Annotated in this window: 13 protein-coding genes; 5 read left to right on the forward strand and 8 right to left on the reverse strand. The window is 44.0% G+C overall.

Annotated features, from left to right (window positions below; all coding sequences use genetic code 11):
• The first annotated feature begins 54 nt into the window (after positions 1-54).
• A complete protein-coding gene (locus tag PSYCG_RS12450) occupies positions 55-2,148 on the forward strand; it encodes an acetate--CoA ligase family protein (RefSeq protein ID WP_020444490.1) in 2,094 nt (697 codons plus the stop codon).
• Between the two features lie 163 nt (positions 2,149-2,311).
• Positions 2,312-3,940, forward strand: a complete 1,629-nt coding sequence (locus PSYCG_RS12455) for a BCCT family transporter (protein WP_201765217.1) — start codon at positions 2,312-2,314, stop codon at positions 3,938-3,940.
• 890 nt (positions 3,941-4,830) lie between these two features.
• Here PSYCG_RS12455 and ahr read toward each other — a convergent pair.
• The 5 genes from ahr to recG form a co-directional block, all read right to left on the reverse strand.
• Positions 4,831-5,832: an NADPH-dependent aldehyde reductase Ahr gene (gene ahr / locus PSYCG_RS12460; RefSeq protein WP_020444493.1), complete on the reverse strand. Its 1,002-nt coding sequence runs from the start codon at positions 5,830-5,832 to the stop codon at positions 4,831-4,833.
• 369 nt (positions 5,833-6,201) lie between these two features.
• Positions 6,202-9,300, reverse strand: coding sequence for an efflux RND transporter permease subunit (locus PSYCG_RS12465; protein WP_020444494.1), 3,099 nt, complete (start codon positions 9,298-9,300; stop codon positions 6,202-6,204).
• Entirely contained in the window at positions 9,297-10,619 is a 1,323-nt protein-coding gene (locus tag PSYCG_RS12470) for an efflux RND transporter periplasmic adaptor subunit (RefSeq protein ID WP_020444495.1), read from the reverse strand. The genes PSYCG_RS12465 and PSYCG_RS12470 overlap by 4 nt, the downstream gene beginning before the upstream one ends.
• Positions 10,620-11,017: 398 nt before the next feature.
• Positions 11,018-12,133, reverse strand: a complete 1,116-nt coding sequence (locus PSYCG_RS12475) for an OmpW/AlkL family protein (protein WP_020444496.1) — start codon at positions 12,131-12,133, stop codon at positions 11,018-11,020.
• Positions 12,134-12,559: 426 nt separating this feature from the next.
• Positions 12,560-14,914, reverse strand: coding sequence for an ATP-dependent DNA helicase RecG (gene recG / locus PSYCG_RS12480; RefSeq protein ID WP_020444497.1), 2,355 nt, complete (start codon positions 14,912-14,914; stop codon positions 12,560-12,562).
• Between the two features lie 267 nt (positions 14,915-15,181).
• Between recG and PSYCG_RS12485 the strand changes: the two genes are divergently transcribed.
• Positions 15,182-16,189, forward strand: a complete 1,008-nt coding sequence (locus tag PSYCG_RS12485; RefSeq protein ID WP_051130950.1) for a patatin-like phospholipase family protein — start codon at positions 15,182-15,184, stop codon at positions 16,187-16,189.
• A gap of 123 nt (positions 16,190-16,312) precedes the next feature.
• On the opposite strand, the gene PSYCG_RS12490 is transcribed toward PSYCG_RS12485, so the two are convergent.
• Complete coding sequence (locus PSYCG_RS12490) at positions 16,313-16,900, reverse strand: hypothetical protein (protein ID WP_011514709.1); 588 nt, start codon at positions 16,898-16,900, stop codon at positions 16,313-16,315.
• Positions 16,901-17,302: 402 nt separating this feature from the next.
• Here PSYCG_RS12490 and argA point away from each other — a divergent pair, with 402 nt between their 5' ends.
• Positions 17,303-18,625, forward strand: a complete 1,323-nt coding sequence (gene argA, locus PSYCG_RS12495; protein ID WP_020444499.1) for an amino-acid N-acetyltransferase — start codon at positions 17,303-17,305, stop codon at positions 18,623-18,625.
• Between the two features lie 128 nt (positions 18,626-18,753).
• On the opposite strand, the gene PSYCG_RS12500 is transcribed toward argA, so the two are convergent.
• On the reverse strand, positions 18,754-19,485 hold the full coding sequence (locus PSYCG_RS12500) for an FKBP-type peptidyl-prolyl cis-trans isomerase (RefSeq protein ID WP_020444500.1): 732 nt from the start codon (positions 19,483-19,485) through the stop codon (positions 18,754-18,756).
• Positions 19,486-19,911: 426 nt separating this feature from the next.
• Here PSYCG_RS12500 and PSYCG_RS12505 point away from each other — a divergent pair, with 426 nt between their 5' ends.
• Entirely contained in the window at positions 19,912-21,609 is a 1,698-nt protein-coding gene (locus tag PSYCG_RS12505; protein ID WP_020444501.1) for a mechanosensitive ion channel, read from the forward strand.
• 121 nt (positions 21,610-21,730) lie between these two features.
• Here the strand turns inward: PSYCG_RS12505 and PSYCG_RS12510 are convergent, their stop codons facing one another.
• Complete coding sequence (locus PSYCG_RS12510) at positions 21,731-23,062, reverse strand: hypothetical protein (RefSeq protein ID WP_020444502.1); 1,332 nt, start codon at positions 23,060-23,062, stop codon at positions 21,731-21,733.
• Positions 23,063-23,319: the final 257 nt, after the last annotated feature.

The raw sequence follows: 23,319 nt of genomic DNA on the forward strand, positions 1-23,319 counted from the left end.
GGGCGCGTACGAGCGCACCCTAACTCTTTTTTTGGGCTTATAAGGTTTCTAATCATGACAAAACAAGAAAATCTTCAACGACTGCTTTCACCGCGCAGTATTGTATTTATTGGCGGTTCCAACCTGGCACTTCCTATCCAAAACACTCGAGACATCGGCTTTGATGGCGAAATATGGGTGGTTAATCCCAAGTACGACGAAATCGCTGATATACCCTGTTTCGCCAGCATTGATGATTTACCTGGCACTCCTGACGCAGCGTTCGTATCCATCAACGCTAAGCTGACGGTTCAAGCCGTCGCCGACCTGAATAAACGTGGGTGCGGCGGCGTGGTTTGTTACGCCGCTGGCTTTGCTGAGGTAGGCAACAATGGCGATGAACTGCAAGACTCACTGATAGAAGCGGCCGGAGATATGGCATTAGTGGGCCCCAATTGCTATGGCTTGCTAAATTTTACCAACGGCGTCGCGTTATGGCCGGATCGCCTTTGTGGTGAGCGTACCGATAAAGGCGTCGCTATCATCAGCCAAAGTGGTAACGTAGCGCTGAATCTGACCATGCACGGCCGCTCACTTTCAATCACCCATGTAATCAGCGTTGGCAATCAGGCGGTATTAGGCGCAGGCGACTATATCGAGCCACTGCTCGAAGACGATCGTGTAACCGCCATCGGTTTTTATATCGAGGGGCTAAAAGACATTGAAACGTTTAGCCGCGCTGCCCTGAAGGCTTTAGATAAAGGCATTCCTCTGGTAGTTCTCAAGGCAGGCACCTCAGAGATCGGCACCCAGCTGACCATGAGTCATACCAGCTCCTTAGCGGGCTCTGATGACATGTATCAGGCGATGTTCGATAGGCTGGGCATCCTACGTGTGCACTCTTTGTCTGAATTGCTTGAAACCCTAAAGATTGCCTCTCTGTGCGAACTTCCCAAAGGGGATCGTATCGGCGTGCTGACCTGCTCTGGCGGTGATAGTGCCATGCTAGCTGATAGCCTGGATCACTATAATCTTCAGCTGCCAAGCTTATCCAAGGTACAGGAACAAAAACTAGGTGAATGGCTGCCCGATTTTGCCAGCTTTTCCAACCCCCTAGACTACAACACCTCAATTTGGGGCAACCTTGAAGCCTGTACCGAGGTATTTGGCATTATGATGGAGGGCGACTATGACGTTACCGTATTAGCTTTGGACTTCCCCAAACAGGGTATTGGTAACGATTACGAATGGCAAGTGGCGGTTGACTCTTTAATTGCGGCTCACGCCAACCACCCCAAGACCTGCGCCGTGATCTCTAACCTCAGCGAGCTAATGCCGGAGAACGCCCGCCAGCGGTTAGCGAAAGCTGGTATTGCACCATTGCAAAGTCTGAAAGACGGTGTTGCAGCGTTGGCACGGCTTGTGCGTTATGGCGAGCGCCGCCGTCAAGTGGCCGCAATGTATGACTCTGAGCAACTACTTCTGCGTGGGCCTTTATTGGTGGAAGGCGAGAGCAAGATGCTAGATGAGTGGGCCTCTAAACAACTGGTTAGCCACTATGGCCTGCAACTACCTGGCGGTCGCTGTGTAAACAAAGCAGATGTGGTAGAAGCAGCGGACGAAGTTGGCTACCCGGTGGTGATGAAAGGGGTCAGCGACAGGCTGGCTCACAAGACCGAGGCTGGGGCCGTCATGCTCAATCTTAAAGATGGCAGCGCCGTGGCCAGCGCCGTTGAGGTAATGGCGGGGCGCCTAGCCGAACAGGGACTCGCCGATGCCCGCTTTCTGATCGAACCTATGATTTCAGACTTTGTTGGCGAGCTGATCATTGGCCTCAAACGAGATGAACAGTTCGGACTGGCATTGATTATTGGTACGGGCGGGATTCTGGTCAACCTGCTCAACGACAGTGCAATTATGCTGCTGCCAATCACCCGCGAAGCAGCTAGTACGGCTGTTCTATCACTCAAAGGCAGCGCGTTGCTGCGGGGTTTTCGAGGCCGCCCGGAAGGCGACTTGGAAGCCGTAGTAGATGCCATTATGGCCGTAGCTGATTTTGCTATGGATCACTGGGACAGTGTTACCGAACTGGATATCAACCCCTTGATGGTCAGGCCTAAAGGTAAAGGTGCAGTTGCTGCCGATGCCTTGATTCGATTACAACAATAGCTTTTTTCTACCGGTTCACACACATTTTTATTGAAACGATTTTTTAAATATTAGAAAAATATAAGGTATCAATAATTGACAGTGCCGGTAATAATCACCTCAAGCAATAACAAATAAAACTTGAGGTACCCCTCCCTAAAGGACTATGTGTGAGGTAAAGGTAATGAATACCGTTCAAAAAAACAAAAAATTAACGATCGACCCGGGAATTTTCTGGTCTTCGCTAATTGCTATTTTAGCTGCAAGCATTCCTCTTGCTTTATATCCAGAGGCGGGAAAAGCCGCTGTTGATGGACTTTTAAGTTTGTTCACCGGCACCTTCGGTTGGCTCTACTTACTAACCGGAATCGGCAGTTTCTTTTTTATGGTCTGGCTTGCATACGGCCCTCTGGGGCGGATCAAAATGGGCGCACCCGACGAGCAGCCAGAGTTCAGGACCATTCCTTGGATTTCCATGCTGTTCTGTGCAGGAATCGGCATCTCAATCTGTAACTGGGCCTTTGTAGAACCGCTCTACCTCTTGTCAGGTCCGCCTTTGGGTATCGAAGGCGGCACCACTGAGGCAGCCGAATGGGCCGCCATGTATCCGATGTTCCATTGGGGCGTAGTGCCCTGGGCGCTGTATTTGATGCCCGCCCTACCTATGGCGTATGTTCTATACGTACGCAAGGTCAATGTATTGCGCCTCAGCGAAGCCTGCCGCGGTATACTCGGCAACGCAGTCGACGGTCCTATTGGCAAGCTGATCGACGTCGTTGTGATCTTTTCGATCGTCGGTGGTGTGGGAACCTCTCTAGGACTTTCCGTGCCTTTGGTGTCCGCCCTCTTTCAGGAGATGTTCGGACTGGCAGATTCATTTGGATTGCAGATGGGGATCCTGACCGCCTGGACCGCGATGATAGCCTGGAGTGTTTATAACGGTCTGAACAAGGGAATTCAGACGCTATCAAATATCAATGCGGCGCTAGGTTTTCTGCTGCTGTTTTTTGTCTTGATTGTGGGGCCAACGATCTTTCTGTTGAACCTTTGGACTAACAGTGTAGGATTGTTCTTAGATAATTTTTTCCGCATTAACTTCTGGACTGATCCAGTGGCAAAGGGTGGCTTCCCCGAGAGCTGGACCATCTTCTACTGGGCTTGGTGGATCGCTTACGCGCCTATGATGGGGTTGTTTGTAGCACGTATCTCGCGCGGTCGTACCATTAAGAACATAATCGTTAATGGCGTAGTCTGGGGTACCCTCGGCTGCTGGGCCTTCTTTGCAATCTGGGGCGGTTATGCTATTGACCTGCAGCTTAGTGGTGTAGTCGATCTGCAGGCGATTTTGAGCAGCGATGGCATACCGGCAACAGTCGTAGCGATCTTGAAAACCTTGCCAGTAGCATGGTTGGTAATCCCGTTATTCACACTGCTATGCTTTGTGTTTCTGGCCACAACTGTAGATTCTTCCGCCTACATGCTGGCATCTATCTGCACCAAGGAACTTACCGGTTATGAAGAGCCAGCCAGATGGAATCGTATCTTGTGGACCCTTATGCTTGCCTTGGTTGGTGTAGGGCTGCTATCCGTTGGCGGCCTCAAAGCGGTTCAGACCTCCACTATCCTGGTAGCACTACCGATGATACCAGTACTTATTATCATGTCTGCATCTTTGGTTCGCTGGGCTTACCGTGACTTTGGCGCCGAACTCTCTCCATACGCCATCGCCCGCTGCCAGGTTCAGGGAAAGACTGTAGTGGTACAACAGTACGATGATGGCAAGAAAGTGACGCTCGACGACGGCAAAGAATAGGTGTTCAATTCTAATCCGGATTACTTCGTCAACGCCAAGCTAGAACTGAAGCGTTAAACTCAATGCAACAAGACTGACAGTTCAGCCGGCTTTTTAAATCCTTCTCGAGTTCAGAGGCCCCCAACCGGAGCCTCTGATTTTTTTGCGCCCGATTTTTATGAGGGTCTTCTGAGCGTAATAAATAGGAGTACATCATGAGCATTATCAACATCGGTGTGATCGGCGCCGGACAAATAAGTCTTGGCACCGCCCAAGTCTTGGCTACTCATATAATTAAGACATTTTAACGAATAAGTATGAAACAAACCGATATAGAAGAGAATGAAAGTAAGCCAGAAAGAGATCGTCAAGCGGATCATTCTTCACAAGTATGCTCTCGGTAGTATTGGAGTTAGAAATAGTCAGATTAATATCAAAAATAGATCCTGTATATTCATATCCAACGTATCAAATATAGCATAGTATTTAAAATAGAAGCCATTAATAATATGGGAACATCAGTATGATAGCTAATTACTAAATATTAGGCTCAATAGGTAAGATTAACTAAACGAGTATGATAGGTAATTATTATTAGCCATTTATAGCTTTTATACTTATCAAGGATTTAGAACACTTCTAGTATGATAGGTAATTACTCAATGACATTTATTGTCAGCGAGTAATAAAGTATCATATTAGACAATTCATTCTATTGACTCAACTATTAGCCCTTGCTGTTGTTTAATACCACAGCAAGGGTTTTTTATGCGCTCAAAAAAAAGCAAAAATGGCTTAAAGAAAGTAGAGGTACAATACAAAAAAAATAGCGATAACTCATCATTTATCATTTGAGGTATCACTACTATGACTATGCTTCGTTACCTTTAATAACTTTTAGCCAATAACTTTTAGTCTCTTTCTAATACCACTCTATAGCGAGCGTTACCACTCTCTAGGCGCTCAAATGCTTCATTGATATCAGACATTTTATACGTTTCAGTCACTGGCTGAATATTATGTCGAGCGGCAAAGTCTAACATTTTTCGCAGGGTTGACGGTGATCCAACTGGTGAGCCTGACAGACTGTTTTGAGACATAATCATTGGTGCAGCTGATATCTCTAATGGAGCTTCTAACAGTCCAACAAAGTGTAGTTTACCTTTTGGTCTCAAAGTCTTGATCACAACATCCCAGTTCATATCGACGTTCACTGTTGATATGATTAAATCAAAAGAACCAGCGGCTTTTTCAATTTCACTATCCTCTCTTGAGTTTAATGAGTGATGAGCGCCCATCTCTTTTGCTTCTTCCATTTTTGATTCACTGGTAAATGCCGTCACTTCACAGCCCCACGCATTGGCAAACTGAAGCGCTAGATGACCTAAACCACCGATACCGATAACAGCGACTCTTGAGGTTGGCGTGATGTCGTACTGCATAAGCGGATTAAACACCGTAACGCCACCGCATAGCAATGGTCCTACCGCATTAAAATCAAGCCCTTCAGGTATCTTGATGACGCTAGTATCTTTTGCGCGTACTTTATCTGCAAAACCGCCATGGTTACCAATGATAGTACCTTCTTGCTCAGGGCATAGATTGTGGTCCCCACCGATACATAGATCACAAACGTTGCAATATCCTTTATGCCAGCCAAGCCCGACTTTATCGCCAAGCTCTAGGTGCTTGACGTGCTTGCCCTTTGCGAGGACTTTTCCTGCGACTTCATGCCCACCTACAAACGGATATTGGGTCATTCCCCATTCGTTTTGCCACATCGATAGATCGCTATGGCAGATACCGCAGCTATGTACTTCGATTTCTACTTCATGATCCCCTAATGTGCCAGGATCATATTGATAAGGCACAAACTCGCCACCTTTTTCTTTTGCTGCATAGGCATTAATCATAGTTATTCCTTGTTTTCTAATATTTGTAGAAACTGGTTTATAGTTCTAGTAATGATCAAGACACGGATAGCATCCAAATATCGATATAAACCGTTTCTTTGATAAATTTAACTGAATCGACTATAACAAAGACTTGCTCAACTAAACCACTAAACTTACCAGTTTAAGACTAACGTCATACAAAGAACCATAATTAAAGCCCATTACCTTGGTAACTTGTCTCCCAATAACACACATTACGACTCTTTGACCTCATAGTAGCTTGAATTAATCTAGTAGCTAACATCTTACCCATAAAAAGCTCAAACTATACCTGAATATAGTTTGAGCTTTTTATGTCGCTTACTAACAGTAATACTGTTAGAGCTGCTATTTTTCCTCAGTCACTCTATCTGGCTTACCATTTGGAGCAAGCCACTTAGCAAACCATTCTGATAGGTCATCCATCAGCGTATAGACAACTGGAATGACGACCAAGCTTAATAAAGTTGAAGTGACCAAACCACCCAATACGGCGGCCGCCATCGGTCGACGGAACGTCGGATCGGCATCGCCCCAACCAAAGACCAATGGCAGCATGCCCGCACCCATCGCAATGGTAGTCATAATAATCGGGCGCGCACGCTTACGACAAGCATCGATAATCGCCTCAAAACGTGCTAAGCCGCGCCGCTGAGCAATCAGTGCATAATCGACCAAAAGAATAGAGTTTTTGGTCGCAATGCCCATCAACATAATAAAACCAATCATCGAGGGCATCGACAGGCTGCTATTGGTAATTACCAAGCCTACAAAGGCACCACCGATAGACAAGGGCAATGCCATGAGAATCGTAAATGGCTGCAAGATGCGTCCAAATAATAATATAAGTACGCCCAAAATACAGACCACGCCGACCGACATTGCAATCACAAAGCCGCTAAATAACTCGGCCATATTTTCTGCTTGTCCTTGATCAATAATAGTAATAGAGGCTGGCAGCTGTTGCATACTAGGTATACTCTTGACCGCTTGTACCAAATCACCAAGCTCACCATTGGCAGGCTGAACAGTAATACTAATCGCCCGCTCACGATCAAGGCGACTGATTTGCGCAGGTCCAGTACCAAAGTCGAGCGTCGCAACTTCGCCAACACGCACGCCTTGTCCTACTGGTAGCGCACTTGGTACATATAAGCCTTCGAGTTGGCTGACGTTTTGCTTAGCGATATCTGGCAAGCGCACGACAATTGGTATCTGCCGCGTATCTAAATTCAGCTTGGACAAACGTTGCTCATAGTCACCAACGGTCGCCACACGTAAGGTCGTGGCGATGTCTTGCGTCGTCACCCCTTTATCCGCCATTGCTAGCCTATTTGGCGTGACGGTCAACTCTTGGCGGGGCAGGCTGCGATCACTCGTGACAGCACCAGCACTTGGTAGCTCACGGATCTCTGACATCATCTGCTGTACGGTTTGCTCAAGCAGTTGCGGGTCGGTGCTGGTCAAAGAAAAATTATAACCTGTCTCACCGCCACTCGATAACCCGACCGTAAAGCGCGCACCGGGTACTTCCGCCAATATAGTACTCATCTTACGCTCAATCTCTTGCTTAGAGCCGCGCTCTGCTCTTGGCGCAAGTACAATATCTAGACCTGCTATATTTTCTGCCTTGCCACCGCTAGAGTTTGAGTCCATTGTCGCCTGCGCCTCACCTACCGACGTAAAGATATTGGTCACTTCAGGCATGGCTAAAATACGCTCACTTGCCAGCGCGGCAACTCGTTCCGTGTCCGCTAACGCCACATCGGGTGTCAGCTCAATCGCCACCCGTGTTTGGTCAATATCATTATCAGGTATAAAAGAGGTGGGTAATAATTTTACCAAAGCCAATGAAGCCACAAACAATACTAAGGTAGCACCCATCGTCATCCAGCGATGATCTAGCGTCCATGAGACCACTTTAAGATACCAATCCATCAGCGCGCTCTGCTTTTCAACGTGCTTCTTTTCTGGTTTCAATATATATGCTGCCATCATCGGTGTGATAAGGCGCGCGACCATTAGCGAGGCAAATATTGATAATGCCGCTGTCCAGCCGAACTGCCGGAAAAACTGACCAACGATACCGCCCATAAAGGCAGTCGGTAAAAATACGGCAATCAGGGTAAAGGTAGTGGCAACAACCGCCAAGCCAATTTCATCCGCCGCTTCCATTGCCGCCTCATAAGGCGTCTTACCCATACGCAAGTGACGAATAATATTTTCAACTTCTACAATGGCATCGTCGACCAGTACACCAATGACCAGCGACAGCGCCAATAAGGAGATAATGTTAAGACTAAAACCAAACAGATACATACCCAAAAAAGTAGGTATAACGGACAATGGCAATGCCACAGCAGCCACAAAAGTCGCGCGGATATTGCGCAAAAATAAGAACACCACGACTACGGCAAGCAAACCACCTTCTATCAGCATTCGTAATGACGCTTGATAATCTTCAGCGACTGGCGTTGCTCGATCATAAACCTTTTCAATACTGATATTGCCCACATCTGCTGACAGCTTGGCAAGCTCAGCGTCAACCAGCTCCATGACTTCCACTTCACTGGCACCACGCGAGCGCGTAATATTGAATGCAACCACCGTTTGCCCATCGAGCTTAGCAATAGAGCTGGGATCAGCCGCGCCATCCGTAATTTGTGCCATGCGTCCAAGCGCTTGCGTACCACCCGTAGGCACTGCAACTTGTAAGTTATTTAAATCGCTTGCACGCTCAACGGCACCAAGTACACGAATGGTCTGCGTGGTTTTGCCGACTTCGGCTTCACCGCCTGAGCTGTCCTGCTGAATACCGGTGATCTGATTGGATAATTGCGTGATAGAAAGCTTTAGACCACTCAAGGTAATAGGGTCAGCGGCAACCGTAATTTCACGCTGTAAACCGCCGATACGGCTAACAGTACTGACACCGGGTATATCAGATAAACGCTTGGTGACGGTATCATCGACAAACCAAGACAAGTCTTCTACATTCATGTTTTCAGCAGCGACAGAGTACGTGACGACTGGGAATCCTGATGTTGAGACTTTGGTAACGATAGGGTCATTGGCAGCGGCAGGCAAATCGCCACGTACCTCACCGACTGCTGAACGTACATCATCAACCGCTTCTTGGATGTCTTTTTCTAAGACGAACTCAGCGACCATAGTAGCGGCGCCCGTCTGTAGCGTGGTACGAATGTGCTTGACGCCCTCAATACTGGTGAGCTTATTTTCCACCTTCTTTGCAATATCGTTTTCAAGCTGCGATGGCGCAGCGCCCGGTAAAGTAACCGTGACCACCACTGCTGGCAGGTCAATATCAGGAAACTGCTGCACCTTCATTTGCATAAAGCCATAGATACCGCCTAAGGTCAGCAGTACAAACAGCAAGATGGCCACTAATGGATTTTTAATCGAGTAGGCGGAAACATTGAAACTCATGAGCGCGCCTGCGTGTCTGTGCTAGTAGCCTGCTTACCAGTTTGACTCAGACCATCAACGACACGTACCAAGTCGCCATTATTTAAAAAGCTTCCCCCTTGCTTTACAAGTCGGCTCTCTGCAGGGAGTGGCTCTGTGAGAATAACACTATCGCCAAAGCGCTCTCCCAAGGTCACACGTTGTTGTTTGATACGGCCAATGTTGTGACCGTTCTTACCGTCTTTAGTACTGATATTGGTCACTAGCATCACATAGTCATAGCCGTCATTGCTGACAATGGCGCTATTAGGAACCGTTTGAGCGCTGCTACTACCCAATAAAAACTCGCCCGTTTGATACATGCCTGCTCTTACTTTTGCGTTAGCAGCAAGGCTAGCATAAATGGTAATTTGCCTATTATTATCAGCAGTTGGTGCAATGCGACTGACCTCCCCCATGACAGAATCGCCGCCCGGTAGGCTAACTTGGACTGGTGTGCCAACATTAACCTCACCAATCAGCTTAGGATCGATATCCGCACGCCATTCCAAAATACCACCTTTGATAATAGTAAATAGTGGGTCTCCACCAGCAACCATACCAACTTCAGCCATTTTCTCACTAATAATACCGCTAACCGGTGCAACCACATTGGCATTATTGACACTCAAGCGCTGCGTACTCAGTCGAGCTTTAGATGCTTGTAGTGACGCCTGCGCTTGTAGTTTAGCCGTACGATAGCGATCCGCTTCTTGTTTGCTAATGGCATCAATATCAATAAGTGGCAAGACGCGGGCGGCATCGGCAGTGGCATTGGCAAGCGTCGCTTCTGCTTCAGCAACATCTGCTTCTGCTTGCAAGACTTGCTGCTCCATCGCGTCGGTATCAAATACAGCCAGTATTTGACCAGCTTTAACACGCTGACCTTCTTCGACCAATATCCGTTCAATCGCTACGCCGTTTACTTTGGCACTGACATTAGCGACATCCTTAGCATTGATGGTTCCGTCAGCACTGAGCGTATTACCAATATTATCTTGGCTTGGTAGCACTGTTTCGACCGATAATACAGCTTGCTCAATGCTAGCATCTTTTAGGTTAGCGCTATCGTTTTGCACATTGTTAGCAACGGGCGACTCATTGCTCGCTTCCTCATCATTGCCCCAGTACTTACCAACCAATACCCCAATAACGAGCACAATAGCCAATACTGGTAATAACCATAAAGGAAATTTTGATAATGGCTTATCTGATAAAGGCTTAGACGCTCGCGCATCAGATTGGCGGTATGGGGGTAGCTCAGATTCAACTGGCAGCTTGTTGTCTTCAACATCGCTCATGATAACTCTCTGTCAATACAGGCAATAATAAGGATATATAATATGAGGAAAATAATAGGTGAAAATAGGCTAGCATTACGTTAAACGAGCATCTTTATATGGTCAAAATGCTGTTTGTGACTACAATAGTTCGTAAATTTATTGAGCATAGCATATATTAAGTTGTCATCTGATTTATATATATAGTGTCTGAGCTTCGTAAGTTCCATACTGACTCAATATCGGCAGATGTAAAAACGCTCCAAGCGAACATATTAAAAGTGATAAGCAATACATACTGCTTATTAATGAATTTGACAGGATAGAGATTCTTTTTGTAGATCGTAAGACAAAACGCACATTCCTAAGAATGTGCGCTATGTTTATCCTACTATTCTGTAGTTACTATAAATCTTCTGTTAGAAACGATAGCCGACGCCAAGGAAAGTAATATAAGGATCGATATCGAGGTGAGCTTTCGATCGAATCAACTCTTCATTCTTATCATTATTAACGGTGATGGTCGTATCGCTGTCCAGTTTTGCATAAGACAATGACCCGACTCCAAACCATCTATCATTGAAATCATAAGTAGCGCCAACAGTGACGATAGGTGCAAAAGCGCTTTCTGCCTCCACATCCACGTTCATCTCTCGATTGGATGGCACATTTTCTAGCGCAGCACCCGATTTGCCATCTTTGATATTCTGAATTTGATGTCCAGCTGCCTCTAAATCTTTACGAATACCCTCATTTAGCTCAATACCGTTAAAATAGGCATACATGACCCCAGCACCGACATAAGGGCGAAACTTATTGACCCCAGATTTGCCAAACTGATATTGCACCCCCGCTGCCGGTAGCCATGCGCGAGCACTCGACGCGACGCCATCACCTTGTTCTAAATCGGTTATAAGCTGTTCTTTTTTAATTTTAAATTTTGGTAGTGCATATTCTCCTATTCCACCAGCTGTAACCTCACCAGATATAGGTGCATACACTTTCCCTTTACCCATAATATCTACTTTAGGAGGAAATCCGGCTTTGACTTCAATCGACCAGTTATCATTTAGATAATAGTTAAATAGCGAACCAAAAGTATCAACATCAGCAGACTCAAGACCCGTACCTGGACTGCTGAAATTCTCTAAACCGCCAAGCTTAACTTGACCTGATACATCACCTAGGGTAGTTCTAGACAAATCAGTTTCTTCACCTCTAAAGCTTACTACCCCTATAGCAGTTAGGCCTGTATTTACTTTAACTTTAGTAAGCTCACTTTGATCAGGATCAATAACCTCTCTGACAGTTTTTATTTTAACACTGCCGTTTTTAGCGACAGTACCATCTTTAATGGCTGTCGTATTTTCTAGAGGATTGGCCGTGCCTTGCGGAGAGGCATGCAACCAGCCAGCAGAGACCGAAAAGCGTTTGAAGCTACCATCGGTTTTAAAATAATCGAATGCAGCAAAAGCAGACTGGCTAAATAATAATGGTGTGGCGATAGCACAAACGAAGGTTAACGTCTTTTTCATGAAACATCCTTGTTAATAAATTCAGGTCGTTAATAAAAAGCATGAATGGCACAGTAGTCATCAGAAAAAGCAGATAGATTGCCACTATGAAGTTAATCAAGTTCTCATCCTAACGTCCTGTTAGAATCGATAAAACGACTAGAAATACGCATATTTTAACCATATATCATTATGTAAAACGCGATATCCTAGCAAACACATGGAAGACACTGTGCCAATCCATTATCGTAAACTGCCACACAAATAATCATAGTTCAATAATAACTCATGAACACATAAGTCAATATTAGTTCATTAAAATAAGAATACAGTGTTAATTATTGGTTGATAAATGATTTATAAAAACCATAAAAAAGCCATTATTTTAAGAAAATAATGGCTTTTTTATGGTAACCAGTAATAGAAAACAGGTTGAGTTAACTATCATTAAGCATTGGTATAACGACTTGCCTCTGGCATCCAACGATGAATCAGTTGGCTGACATCGGCTTTACGTGCAGGATCTGCAATCAGATGCTTTGCCAAACGCTGGGCAATAGCAAATAACTGCTCATCCCGAATAAGGTCCGCCAAATAATAGCCGACATTACCTGTTTGACGCTTTCCTAATAACTCGCCCGGACCACGCAGCTCTAAATCTTTTTGCGCAATGACAAAACCATCGGTACTATCTCGCAGTACATTTAAGCGCTCTGTACCTGTCTCCGACAACGGCTTCTGATACAACAGCACACAATAGCTTTTTGTTGAACCGCGCCCGACTCGCCCGCGTAATTGGTGCAATTGCGATAGACCCAATCGCTCTGCATTTTCAATGACCATCAGAGAAGCATTAGGCACATCAACACCCACTTCGATAACTGTGGTAGCTATTAACAAATCAAGTTGTCCTGCCTTAAACGCTTGCATAATGGCTTGTTTATCAGCGCTTTTCATTTTGCCATGCACCAAGCCAATACGAATATCTAAACGCTCGCTCAAATCTTCATAAGCCGCCTCAGCAGCTTGCGCATCGAGTACACTCGATTCTTCTACCAGTGAGCACACCCAATATGCCTGCCTGCCAGCTTCACAATTAACTGCAATACGTTCAATCACCTCATCACGGCGGTTGCGGTCAATTGTTACGGTAGTAATTGGTGTACGCCCTGGTGGTAGCTCATCGATAATAGAAGTGTCCATATCGCCATAAACACTCATCGCTAGCGTCCGCGGAATGGGCGTTGCAGTCATAATTAGCTGATGCGGTGTGCTACCAGCCACGCCTTTATTGGTCAATGCCATACGCTGCTCAACACCAAAACGATGCTGTTCATCGATAATAACCAAACCCAATTTGGCAAATTGCACCTGGTCCTGAAAAAGCGCATGAGTACCAACGACTACTTGTACGGTATTCTCGCTCACCGCTTCTAACGCTTCGCGGCGCTGCTTCGCGGTTTGTTTACCAGCCAACCAACCGACCCCAATACCTAACGGCTCAAACCAGTTTTTGAAATTAACCAAATGCTGTTCCGCTAAAATCTCCGTCGGTGCCATCACCGCCACCTGCCAACCACTATCTAATGCATAACCCGCCGCGCCTGCCGCGACTAAGGTTTTACCAGCGCCAACATCGCCTTGTACCAATCTGAGCATTGGTATTGAAGTCGCCATATCAGCGGTAATATCCCTCATAACTCTTTCCTGCGCGCCCGTTAAATCAAATGGTAACGCACCAAATAATTCATCTGCCAATGGACTTTGGATAGCACATTTTGGCGCTTTATACTGATGCAATTGCTGACGGCGATATAATAAGCTGAGCTGATGTGCAGTCAACTCTTCAATAATGAGGCGTTGACAAGCAGCATGAGTACGAGCGCTTAATTGGGTTAATAATTTGTATTGTTGACCAGCATCAGTATAAGTAGGCGGCGTATGCAGTAATACCAACGTTTCAAATATGGTTAAATTATAGACGTTATTGTTAGCCATACTTATAGCATCGGAACTGGTATTATTTCGACTATGATAAAAAGAGGGCTTCGTTCTATTGACGCTACTGTTACTGCTATCACTAACACTACTACTAAAACTGTTGTCAGGCACACTACGCGCGAGGGTGGAAAAGATATCTTCTGGATAATCTGGCTCGGTTATCGGTATTTTAGCTGGTTCAAAAGGCACTAATGGCAAATCCGCAACGACTGAAAAATCCTCAGGCGTAAATAAAGTCATCGGCAAGCCCTGACTACGAACCGTTTGCAGCGCAAGCTTAATTAATGTACGCAGCTTATTTTGATGTAAACCTTTAACGCTTGGATAAATAGGCTGTAAACCCGTATTTACTACCGTCTCGTTACTGCTGATAATTTGATATTCAGGATGATGTATCTGCTTACCGTAGCGGCTCACTTTGACTTCACCGAATAATTGCAGATGGGCACCTAGACACATAGTTTGAGCAAGTCCACGATATACCTTAAAAAAGCGTAGAGATATCGTACCCGTGTCATCATCTACAATCACCGTCATGCCGCTGCGATTGGTATCAACATGCACGACGCGACCAGTAATCATGGCGGCTTGTCCATGAGCCACATCGCCTATCGATACCAAGCGACTACGATCTTCATAGTCGCGCGGCAGATGTAGTAGCAAATCAAAGATACGGGCAATGCCCAATTGCGTCAATTGCTCGGCCACTTTTGGTCCAACACCTGCCAGCGCCGTCACCGGCATATCAAGTGCCAAAACATCTAGTAAATGAGGTGTAGCAGGGTTAACCGATGTGGGCATCAAAAATCCTAACGATGTTAATATAAATTTTATAGGCTCAAGTGTCTTGTTTAAGAATTCATGCTAGCTTATAAGCTGTCTTATCATGTGATAATGATCAATATTCTGTAACGTGCCTAGCTATACCGCTAAATTATTATGCTAACTAATACCTTATGCTAAGCTATTTCGCCATACAACGTCTAGCTGATTTCTGCGTAACCTATTGATGAATACCCTACTACACCGCTATTTATTCCTCTATGATAATTTTTGATAAGGTTTTTTATGTCCTCTCATTCTATCTGCCACCCTTATTATCATTTTTTATTGATGCTTCGTCTGAGCCTCTTCGCTATATTTGCTATATTGATGAGTGCTTGCAATAGTTTGACACCAGTCGCGCCAACAGAGGTACAGCTAACCAATAAACCTACAGTGGCTTTAGTATTAGGTGGTGGCGGTGCAAAAGGTTTCGCTCATGTAGGCGTGATTAAATCATTAGAAGAGAACGGTATCAAACCGACACTGGTAGTAGGCACCAGTGTCGGGAGCTTAGTTGGTAGCTTATATGCCAGTGGTCATAATGCAAAGCAGCTTGAACACTTGGCACTGACCACCACTGATAGTGAGTTGACAGACTTTACCTTATCTAACCAAGGCTTTATCGAAGGTACTAAGCTCAAAAACTTTATCAATGCAAAAGTACAAAAACAGGTTATAGAAGATTTTCCCATCTCCTTTGCCGCGGTTGCTGCTGAAAAAAGTACGCTAAAAAAGACCGTCTTTACCACTGGCGATGTTGGGCTTGCGGTACAAGCATCCTGTAGTGTGCCTAATATCTTTATTGCACCGCGCATCCCTGAAAAAGTCGGCAAAAAATATATTGATGGTGGCGTGGTCAGCTTAGTGCCTGTGGATAGCGCCCGTGATTTGGGTGCCGATATTATCATCGCCGTTGATGTGACTGCTGCTAACGCTAATACATCGACTGTCAATCAAAAACCGAACCTCCATTCATTAACCAGCTTTTGGGGCTTTCTTGAAAACAGTTTAATCGCCAATGCAGCCTATAATGCGAAAGCATCTCCAATTAACCATAGTGCTGCATCAATGCGTCATGAGCGTGATCGTGCTGATATTGTGATTATGCCAAATGTCGGTCATATCAGCTCGCTAGATACCAGCCAGCGTAGCGCTTTGATTGCTGCTGGCTCGCAAGCCACTAACGCCCAAATTCATGCCATTAAGCAACTTATTAACGAAAAATCCAAGAGTAAATATGCCACTCTTTAATTTATAGTGGAAAAGGATATATAAAAAATCCTGCTAACTACAGATATTAAAGATTGATGATAAAAAAAGCACCACAGTGATTACTGCGGTGCTTTTTTTTGAAGCAGATATTAAAGCATAAACTTATTTGACACGTGCACGGTATTTCACTGCGACTGTATCATTAAGACCTACGCCTTCCAAATCCCAGCGTACGGCTTTATAGAATTTTAACGGAATTTCTTGCAACTGATTGTCAACTTTTCCACGTAGCGGCATACGAGCAAAGGTATTGCCATCTGCACTACCATAAGGAAAATCAGGAGAAACAGCACGCAGCAATTCTACTTGTTCAGGAATACTCATCGTCACGGTCATTTTACGAACACGATCCGCATTGGTATTGGTAAAATAGCCTTGATACTCTAAGACATTACCTGACTGCAAACGCGTATTTGCATCCACAGGAACCAGTATTTCTTTACCATTGGCATCAACACTAATCAATGACGCTGTAATTCTACTGTTAACTGCTTGCGCATTTGACTGACTGTTTTGATTAAAGTTTGACTGAACCGCTACTGAATTATTAACGGCTTGCTCTGGTGTGGGTAACATCGCTGATGCTTGCGTGACAGCCATTACGCCAACGAGCGTACCAGCGACAACATGAAACAAACGGTGTCCAGTCCATGCACTGAATGGGTTCGCAAAATGGTTACTTTTCTTCATGACATTCATTATCCCTAGTTGATGTATCGGTAAAACAAAGCTGGTAAAAAAGGAGCTGGTAAAAATTAGTAGTTTTAAAAATATAGGAGAATAAGCAATTTACCATCATATATGGTCATACTCAGTCATGTTAACTTTTAAACATTATTATTTTTATCAATTATCTGCGTAAGCCATCGGTAAAGCAATAGCGCTTAGCATAGCAAAAAGCATTTATACGTATATTAACCCTGTGTTGATGTTGTGTATATCGTTAATCTGCTGTGAAGACTCTTTAACGCTACTGAAATAAAAGATAGCTCATAACGACGTTTTTTGCTATGGTAAATCTTTAGCCATCCTTTAGCGACAGGCATTCTCTGTCACGCCCTTTTTCTTATTCTAACGACTATTGCTCCCATTATGACTACTAGCGCCATGCCCCAGATTAACCCTGAATACGTCCATTGGTTCCGTAATTCTGCCCCCTATATCAATACCCATCGCGGCAAAACGTTCGTGATTATGTTTGGTGGTGAGGCGGTCAATCATCCAAATTTCAGCACACTGATTCATGACTTTGCTTTATTGCATAGCTTGGGTATCAAGCTGGTATTGGTGCATGGGGCGCGACCGCAAATCGAGAAAAACCTCAAAGATGCTGATATTGAATCGCCACTGCATCAAGATATTCGTGTGACACCTCGCGTCGCGATGCCTTCTATATTACAAGCGGTTGGTGCTATTCGCTTGCAGATTGAAGCGCAGCTATCGATGGGGCTTGCCAACTCACCTATGTACGGCTCACGTATTGATGCAGTGTCGGGCAATTTTGTCACTGCGCGTCCTTATGGTATTCGCGATGGCGTTGATTACCAGATGACGGGCGAAGTACGCTCTATCGATGTTGAAGCCATCAAAAATAATCTACTACACGATCATATTGTAATTTTAGGCTCTATGGGCTATTCGGCAACCGGCGAAGTCTTTAACTTATTGGCTGAAGATGTTGCTCTTAGTGCCGCCGTGGCGCTTGGTGCCGACAAGCTTATATTCTTAGGAGAAGAAGCCGGTATCAATCACAATGATCGTTTGTTACGTGAGATGATTCCAAATGAGGTCGATCGCTTCTTACGTGACCGTGATCTAAACTGTGAGATTAATTACTTCTTAAGCTGTGCCAGCAATGCCTGTCGCCAAGGGGTTCATCGCACCCATATTATCTCTTATGCCAAAAACGGCGCACTACTTGAAGAGCTATTTACCCGTGATGGTTCTGGCACCTTGATTAGCCACGACCCTTATGAAGAGATTCGCCGCGCTGATGTCGATGACGTGGTAGGGCTGATAGAGCTATTATCGCCGTTAGAAGAGCAAGGTATCTTGGTGAGTCGCTCACGCGAACGCTTGGAGCAAGAGATTGATAATTACAGCGTCATCGAACGTGACGGCATGATTTTAGGTTGTGCAGCGCTTTATCCACTCGACACAGATTCAGCAGAAGTTGCCTGCGTCGCGGTACATCCAGAATATCGCAGCGGTAGCCGCGGCGCTGATTTACTGGCATTTTTGGAGCAACAAGCACGCAGCCATGGTCTACACAAGTTATTTGTATTGACCACTCGTACAGCACATTGGTTCGTTGAACAAGGGTTTGCTGAAGTTGAGGCAAGCGCCTTACCTGAAGTACGCCGCGAGAAGTATAATAACGGTCGCAATTCTAAAGTTTTCCAAAAGAACCTTTGATAATGGCTCATTAACGTCGAAAGAAAGCTTAAGTGCTATTTCTTACGCAAAAAGAAGCCCTCTTAAATTAAGAGGGCTTCTTTTAACGTCTACTGTATCAATACTAAATTAGCATTAATTACTGCTAATTACTTTACCTTTAATAGCTCAACGGTAAAGATTAGCGTGCTATTAGGCTCGATACCTGCGTTACCCGCTTCACCATAAGCGATATCAGATGGGATATAAAACTCGTATTTACCGCCCTCTTTCATCAACTGTAGACCTTCAGTCCAACCAGCGATTACTTGGTTTAGTGGGAATTCAATTGGCTCACCACGCTCATATGAGCTATCGAATACAGTGCCGTCAATCAATTTACCTTCGTAGTTTACTTCAACCACGTCCGTAGCTTTTGGCGACTTGCCAGTACCTGCGGTCACTACTTTATATTGTAGACCTGAAGCAGTGGTTTTTACGCCAGCTTTTTTGCCATTCTCTACTAAGAATGCGCCGCCCTTAGTTTTGTTTGCACCCGCTTTAGATTCCATATCTTTCACAAACTTCGCTTCCTGTTCTTTTTGATAGGCCATTAACACTTCTTGCATTTGCTCTTCTGTCAATGCCGCTTTTTTGCCTTCATAGCCATCACGGAAACCTTTTTCAAACGTATCTAGGTGCAGATCCCCAACCGCTTCTTTATTCCCTTCTGCCATCATATAGCCCAAGCTATAGCCTACTTTTTCCTTGGCAGGGCTTTGTTCAGTCACTGAAACACTTTTGGTAGCGGTTTCTTTACTGCCATTGTTTGCGCTACAGCCTGTGATTAATAACATAGCACTAGCAAGGGCACTGATGCTTAGGGTAGTGATTTTTTTCATAAAATGCTCTCAAATTGTAATAATAGTGGCGAGATGTCACATTTATCTATAATAGCAAATCTTAGTTTTGCCTGCTATGACTCACTTGAAATTATCGGTCAAATGTACAGTCTATGTTAATATTTACCGTAAAAATAACAACTTATCACACAAATATAGTAAGACGTTAAGCTTTCTATCTTTAAATTCATAATTACATAAGTTAAGCTAAATTGGTTAAGGAAAGAAATAACAAAAGGTATGTTTTGTTAATAGTGACTACTGATTGTTAAGTATGAATTTCTTATAAAGTACTAAAATCAAATTTTCAAATAATTTTAATTAAAAATACTAATAAATAGGTGTGTGTTTGCCTCAGATGAAACGCTTGAATTAAAGTGATTTTCTTATCTTATAGCAGACACATGATCATTAGAGGAGGACAGGATGAATCCAATGTTTACATCGTTCAACGGTTATCTGGGTGGCCCTATCGGCTCCATCATCGGCGCTATTCTTATTTTTATCATTGGTTGGCTTGTCGCCTTGGGCATTGCTGCTCTGGTACGCGGCGTGCTGTCTAAAATCAATCTCAATCAACGTATGAACTCTTCAACAGGTAAAAGCTATGACTTAGAGGGCATCATCTCTAAGATTGTTTTTTGGTTTATTTTCGTTATCGCTATTTCTGGCGCGTTAAGTCAGTTAAACCTAAACTCTATTTCAGCACCGTTTGCCAACATGGTAAACCAAGTACTCACCTTTATCCCTAATCTTATCGCTGCTATTGCAGTTGGTGTGATCGGTTGGGTTATTGCAACGGTTGCACGTACTGCCATCAATGCTGCACTTTCAAAAACCTCAATGGATGAGCGTTTGAGTGCAAAAGCTGGTGTAAAACCAATGAGCAGCACGATTGCTGACATGGTTTATTGGTTCATTCTATTAGTAGTATTGACCATGGTATTAGGCCAACTAGAGCTAGATGGTTTATTTGCTCCATTAACCAACATGGTTGATAAAATCTTCAGCTTTATCCCTAATATTCTGATTGCTGCTGTAGTATTCGTAGTAGGTTACATCATCGCCAAAGTGGTACGTGGCATCGTAACCAACCTTGTTTCTACTTTCGATGTCCAGAAGCTTGCAACCAAAGCTGGCTTAAGCGAACAGAATAGCTTACCGAACATTGCAGGTTCTTTAGCCTTTCTAGTAGTGATTATTCCAACAATCATTGCTGCTTTAAATGCCCTAAAAATTGATGTAATTGCTCGCCCTGCAACCAACATGTTAAACAAAATCATGGAAGCCTTGCCAAATATCTTTATGGCAATTGCTATCTTGGTTGTGACTTTTTATGTTGTACGTATGGTTGCAAACATCATCAAAGGCTTGCTTGAAAATACGCAAATCAATCAGTTACCTGCCAAAGTCGGTCTTCAACAGACCATGGGTGATAAAAAGGTTTCTGACTTAGTTGGCTATGCCATCGTATTTTTTGCCATGTTATTTGCCTCTATCGCTGCTGCTGACTTATTAGGTTTTGAGCCTATCTCAGCCATTATTGCGATGTTTATTGCTTTCGGTGCTAATATCATCCTAGGCGCAATCATCCTATTCATCGGTTTTTGGCTTGCCAACATCATCGCTGGTGTCGTTGAGCGCTCTGAACAAGGTTCACAGTTCCTAGCAAATATCGTGCGCGTTTTGATCATGGGCTTAGTACTTGCCATGGGTCTAAAAGCAATGGGTATCGCTGACTCTATTGTCAACCTAGCATTTGGTCTAACTTTAGGTGCAGTTGCCGTAGCATTTGCCCTATCGTTTGGTCTAGGTGGTCAAGAAGCAGCAGCACGTTTCTTACGCAAAATGCAGGATAAAATGGACAGAGAACGTGACGAAGCAAAAGCAAAATCTGCTTTGACACCAAGCTCATCGACTCAAGATAAGGTTGCTGCTTCAGTACGTGACAATACGCCAAGTACAGCTACTGATACGTTTGGTAGCAGCACAACCCAAGTAGATAATAATACCATCACACCTAATAACTTAAGCTCTACCAGTGATGTAAATTCTTCTACGGTTGATATCAATCATATTGCAACTGATGATAGTGATATCGATGGTCCTAATAATCTAAGATAATTTATCGTCATTAATTTATTTTATAAAAAAGACAGCTTAGGCTGTCTTTTTTTATGTTTGATAATAAGTAATTTTAGTCATTATTATTAGGGCGAGATGGAATCGAGACATGTAGGCGGACTTATGATAGATGATTAGAGTCAGTTTTTTTCTTATTATCTTCGGTAATTTCACTAGCATTACTTTGATTACTTTGCTGCAACTGCTGAACCTTTTTAGTCAGTTGGCGCTCGCGCTGGGTCATGGGATTAACTGGCTGAATCCATAAATCAATATCCATAAAAGCATCTTCAGCCTCTATTATAAAATCTATACCCAATACAACCACATGATGTAGTTCTGCCATTGGTAACCGTGTCGTCACATCTAAAGCGATTTTCGCTAAATTTGGGCGTATAGCCAACTTACCATGCTTTCCTTCTGCATCTTGTCCATAAAATATTAGTACATAATGCCGCCCCAAACACTCGTAAGAATGTTGATGGACAACATAGCCTTGTTGCTGCAACTGCTGCGCTTGCTTGGGATGCTTATATAAAGTGCGAATTAACTCATGACGCGAAAACAATGACTCATCCAATATCTGCCGTTGCCAATGAGAAAAATCTGCCTCACTAGGCTTCTCCGATGATTTTTTTTGCTTAAACGCAGCAGGATTTTTATAAACTGTTTCTAACATCTGCATGCTAAGTTGTGACCATAAGACAGCCGCTTGTGCCATATGCTGTTGATACATCTGCTTAGTTGGGCTATTGGTTTTCTGTGCCAGCGACATCGCTATCAATGCCGAGTTAGGCTCATTTTGCAAACCATATTTTATCAACGCATTATCTATCGTAATTGCAGGGGCAAAGAAGTCGGCAACATTTAGAAAACCAGTAATAATATCGTTTTCGGAATTTGTTATATGATCCTTATTACCCTGCTGTGAATGCCCTAAACGATAGTATAAAAATCGCCATAGCTCGCAAGGTATCTGTAATTTATGTAAATAAAGGTGCCAGTCATGCCAGCCAAATGCTTGTAATGGCTGAATAGATGCACTTGTATCAACGATCGAACCCTGTACTAAATCACTGTCCGTAAAACTATGGGCTAGACGTTGAACAGGATTTTTTTTGCAGGATTTATTATCAACATCATGTTCAATATCAATTTGACGTTGGATATCCAAAACCAAGACGTCAATACTACATAACTGGCTGTCTATAGATCTTGATATATGAGTCTTGCACCATATATTTACAGCATTAAAAGCTGTCCTACCTAGTGTCTCAATATCAGCTGGCAGCATGTCATTAGGCAAATATATCACCAACTCTACTAAGTTAAGTTCGCCCAGTGGTAGCTGGTACTGAGAATACTGCGCTTGGTAGTTGCTCTCTACCACTGGCATATCCGGTAAGATAATCTTTAAGATATCTGCTCGTAAATAACAAGCCATTTCATTCATAAGATAGCTTCCATCAGACATTATCATCGTCGAATCACTGGGCACAGTCACCACCTTTTTGTCTGAAAAAAATACGCTATTATAAGCGGCGCAATTGGTGTGCAGCGGATAAATGCAACTGCTACTCCAAGACTATTGGATAAAAAATAAACTACATAATAGCAATTATACATGGTCGCTTTCAGCACAGTGTCTTGTTATGATGATATAAAAGCGGTATTACTCGCGTATTGAGGAATCAATTAATACGCATGCTA

It is taken from the genome of Psychrobacter sp. G (assembly GCF_000418305.1).
In the GTDB taxonomy this organism is placed as follows: Bacteria; Pseudomonadota; Gammaproteobacteria; order Pseudomonadales; family Moraxellaceae; genus Psychrobacter; species Psychrobacter cryohalolentis.

What these genes read in the sequence shown, in the direction of transcription:
- recG (WP_020444497.1), bottom strand. Translation starts at nt 14,914, where the DNA reads ATGCCCACATCGGTTAACCCTGCTACACCTCATTTACTAGATGTTTTG.
- ahr (WP_020444493.1), bottom strand. Translation starts at nt 5,832, where the DNA reads ATGATTAATGCCTATGCAGCAAAAGAAAAAGGTGGCGAGTTTGTGCCT.
- PSYCG_RS12455 (WP_201765217.1), top strand. Translation starts at nt 2,312, where the DNA reads ATGAATACCGTTCAAAAAAACAAAAAATTAACGATCGACCCGGGAATT.
- PSYCG_RS12465 (WP_020444494.1), bottom strand. Translation starts at nt 9,300, where the DNA reads ATGAGTTTCAATGTTTCCGCCTACTCGATTAAAAATCCATTAGTGGCC.
- PSYCG_RS12470 (WP_020444495.1), bottom strand. Translation starts at nt 10,619, where the DNA reads ATGAGCGATGTTGAAGACAACAAGCTGCCAGTTGAATCTGAGCTACCC.
- PSYCG_RS12510 (WP_020444502.1), bottom strand. Translation starts at nt 23,062, where the DNA reads ATGAATGAAATGGCTTGTTATTTACGAGCAGATATCTTAAAGATTATC.
- PSYCG_RS12490 (WP_011514709.1), bottom strand. Translation starts at nt 16,900, where the DNA reads ATGAAGAAAAGTAACCATTTTGCGAACCCATTCAGTGCATGGACTGGA.
- argA (WP_020444499.1), top strand. Translation starts at nt 17,303, where the DNA reads ATGACTACTAGCGCCATGCCCCAGATTAACCCTGAATACGTCCATTGG.
- PSYCG_RS12485 (WP_051130950.1), top strand. Translation starts at nt 15,182, where the DNA reads ATGTCCTCTCATTCTATCTGCCACCCTTATTATCATTTTTTATTGATG.
- PSYCG_RS12505 (WP_020444501.1), top strand. Translation starts at nt 19,912, where the DNA reads ATGAATCCAATGTTTACATCGTTCAACGGTTATCTGGGTGGCCCTATC.
- PSYCG_RS12450 (WP_020444490.1), top strand. Translation starts at nt 55, where the DNA reads ATGACAAAACAAGAAAATCTTCAACGACTGCTTTCACCGCGCAGTATT.
- PSYCG_RS12475 (WP_020444496.1), bottom strand. Translation starts at nt 12,133, where the DNA reads ATGAAAAAGACGTTAACCTTCGTTTGTGCTATCGCCACACCATTATTA.
- PSYCG_RS12500 (WP_020444500.1), bottom strand. Translation starts at nt 19,485, where the DNA reads ATGAAAAAAATCACTACCCTAAGCATCAGTGCCCTTGCTAGTGCTATG.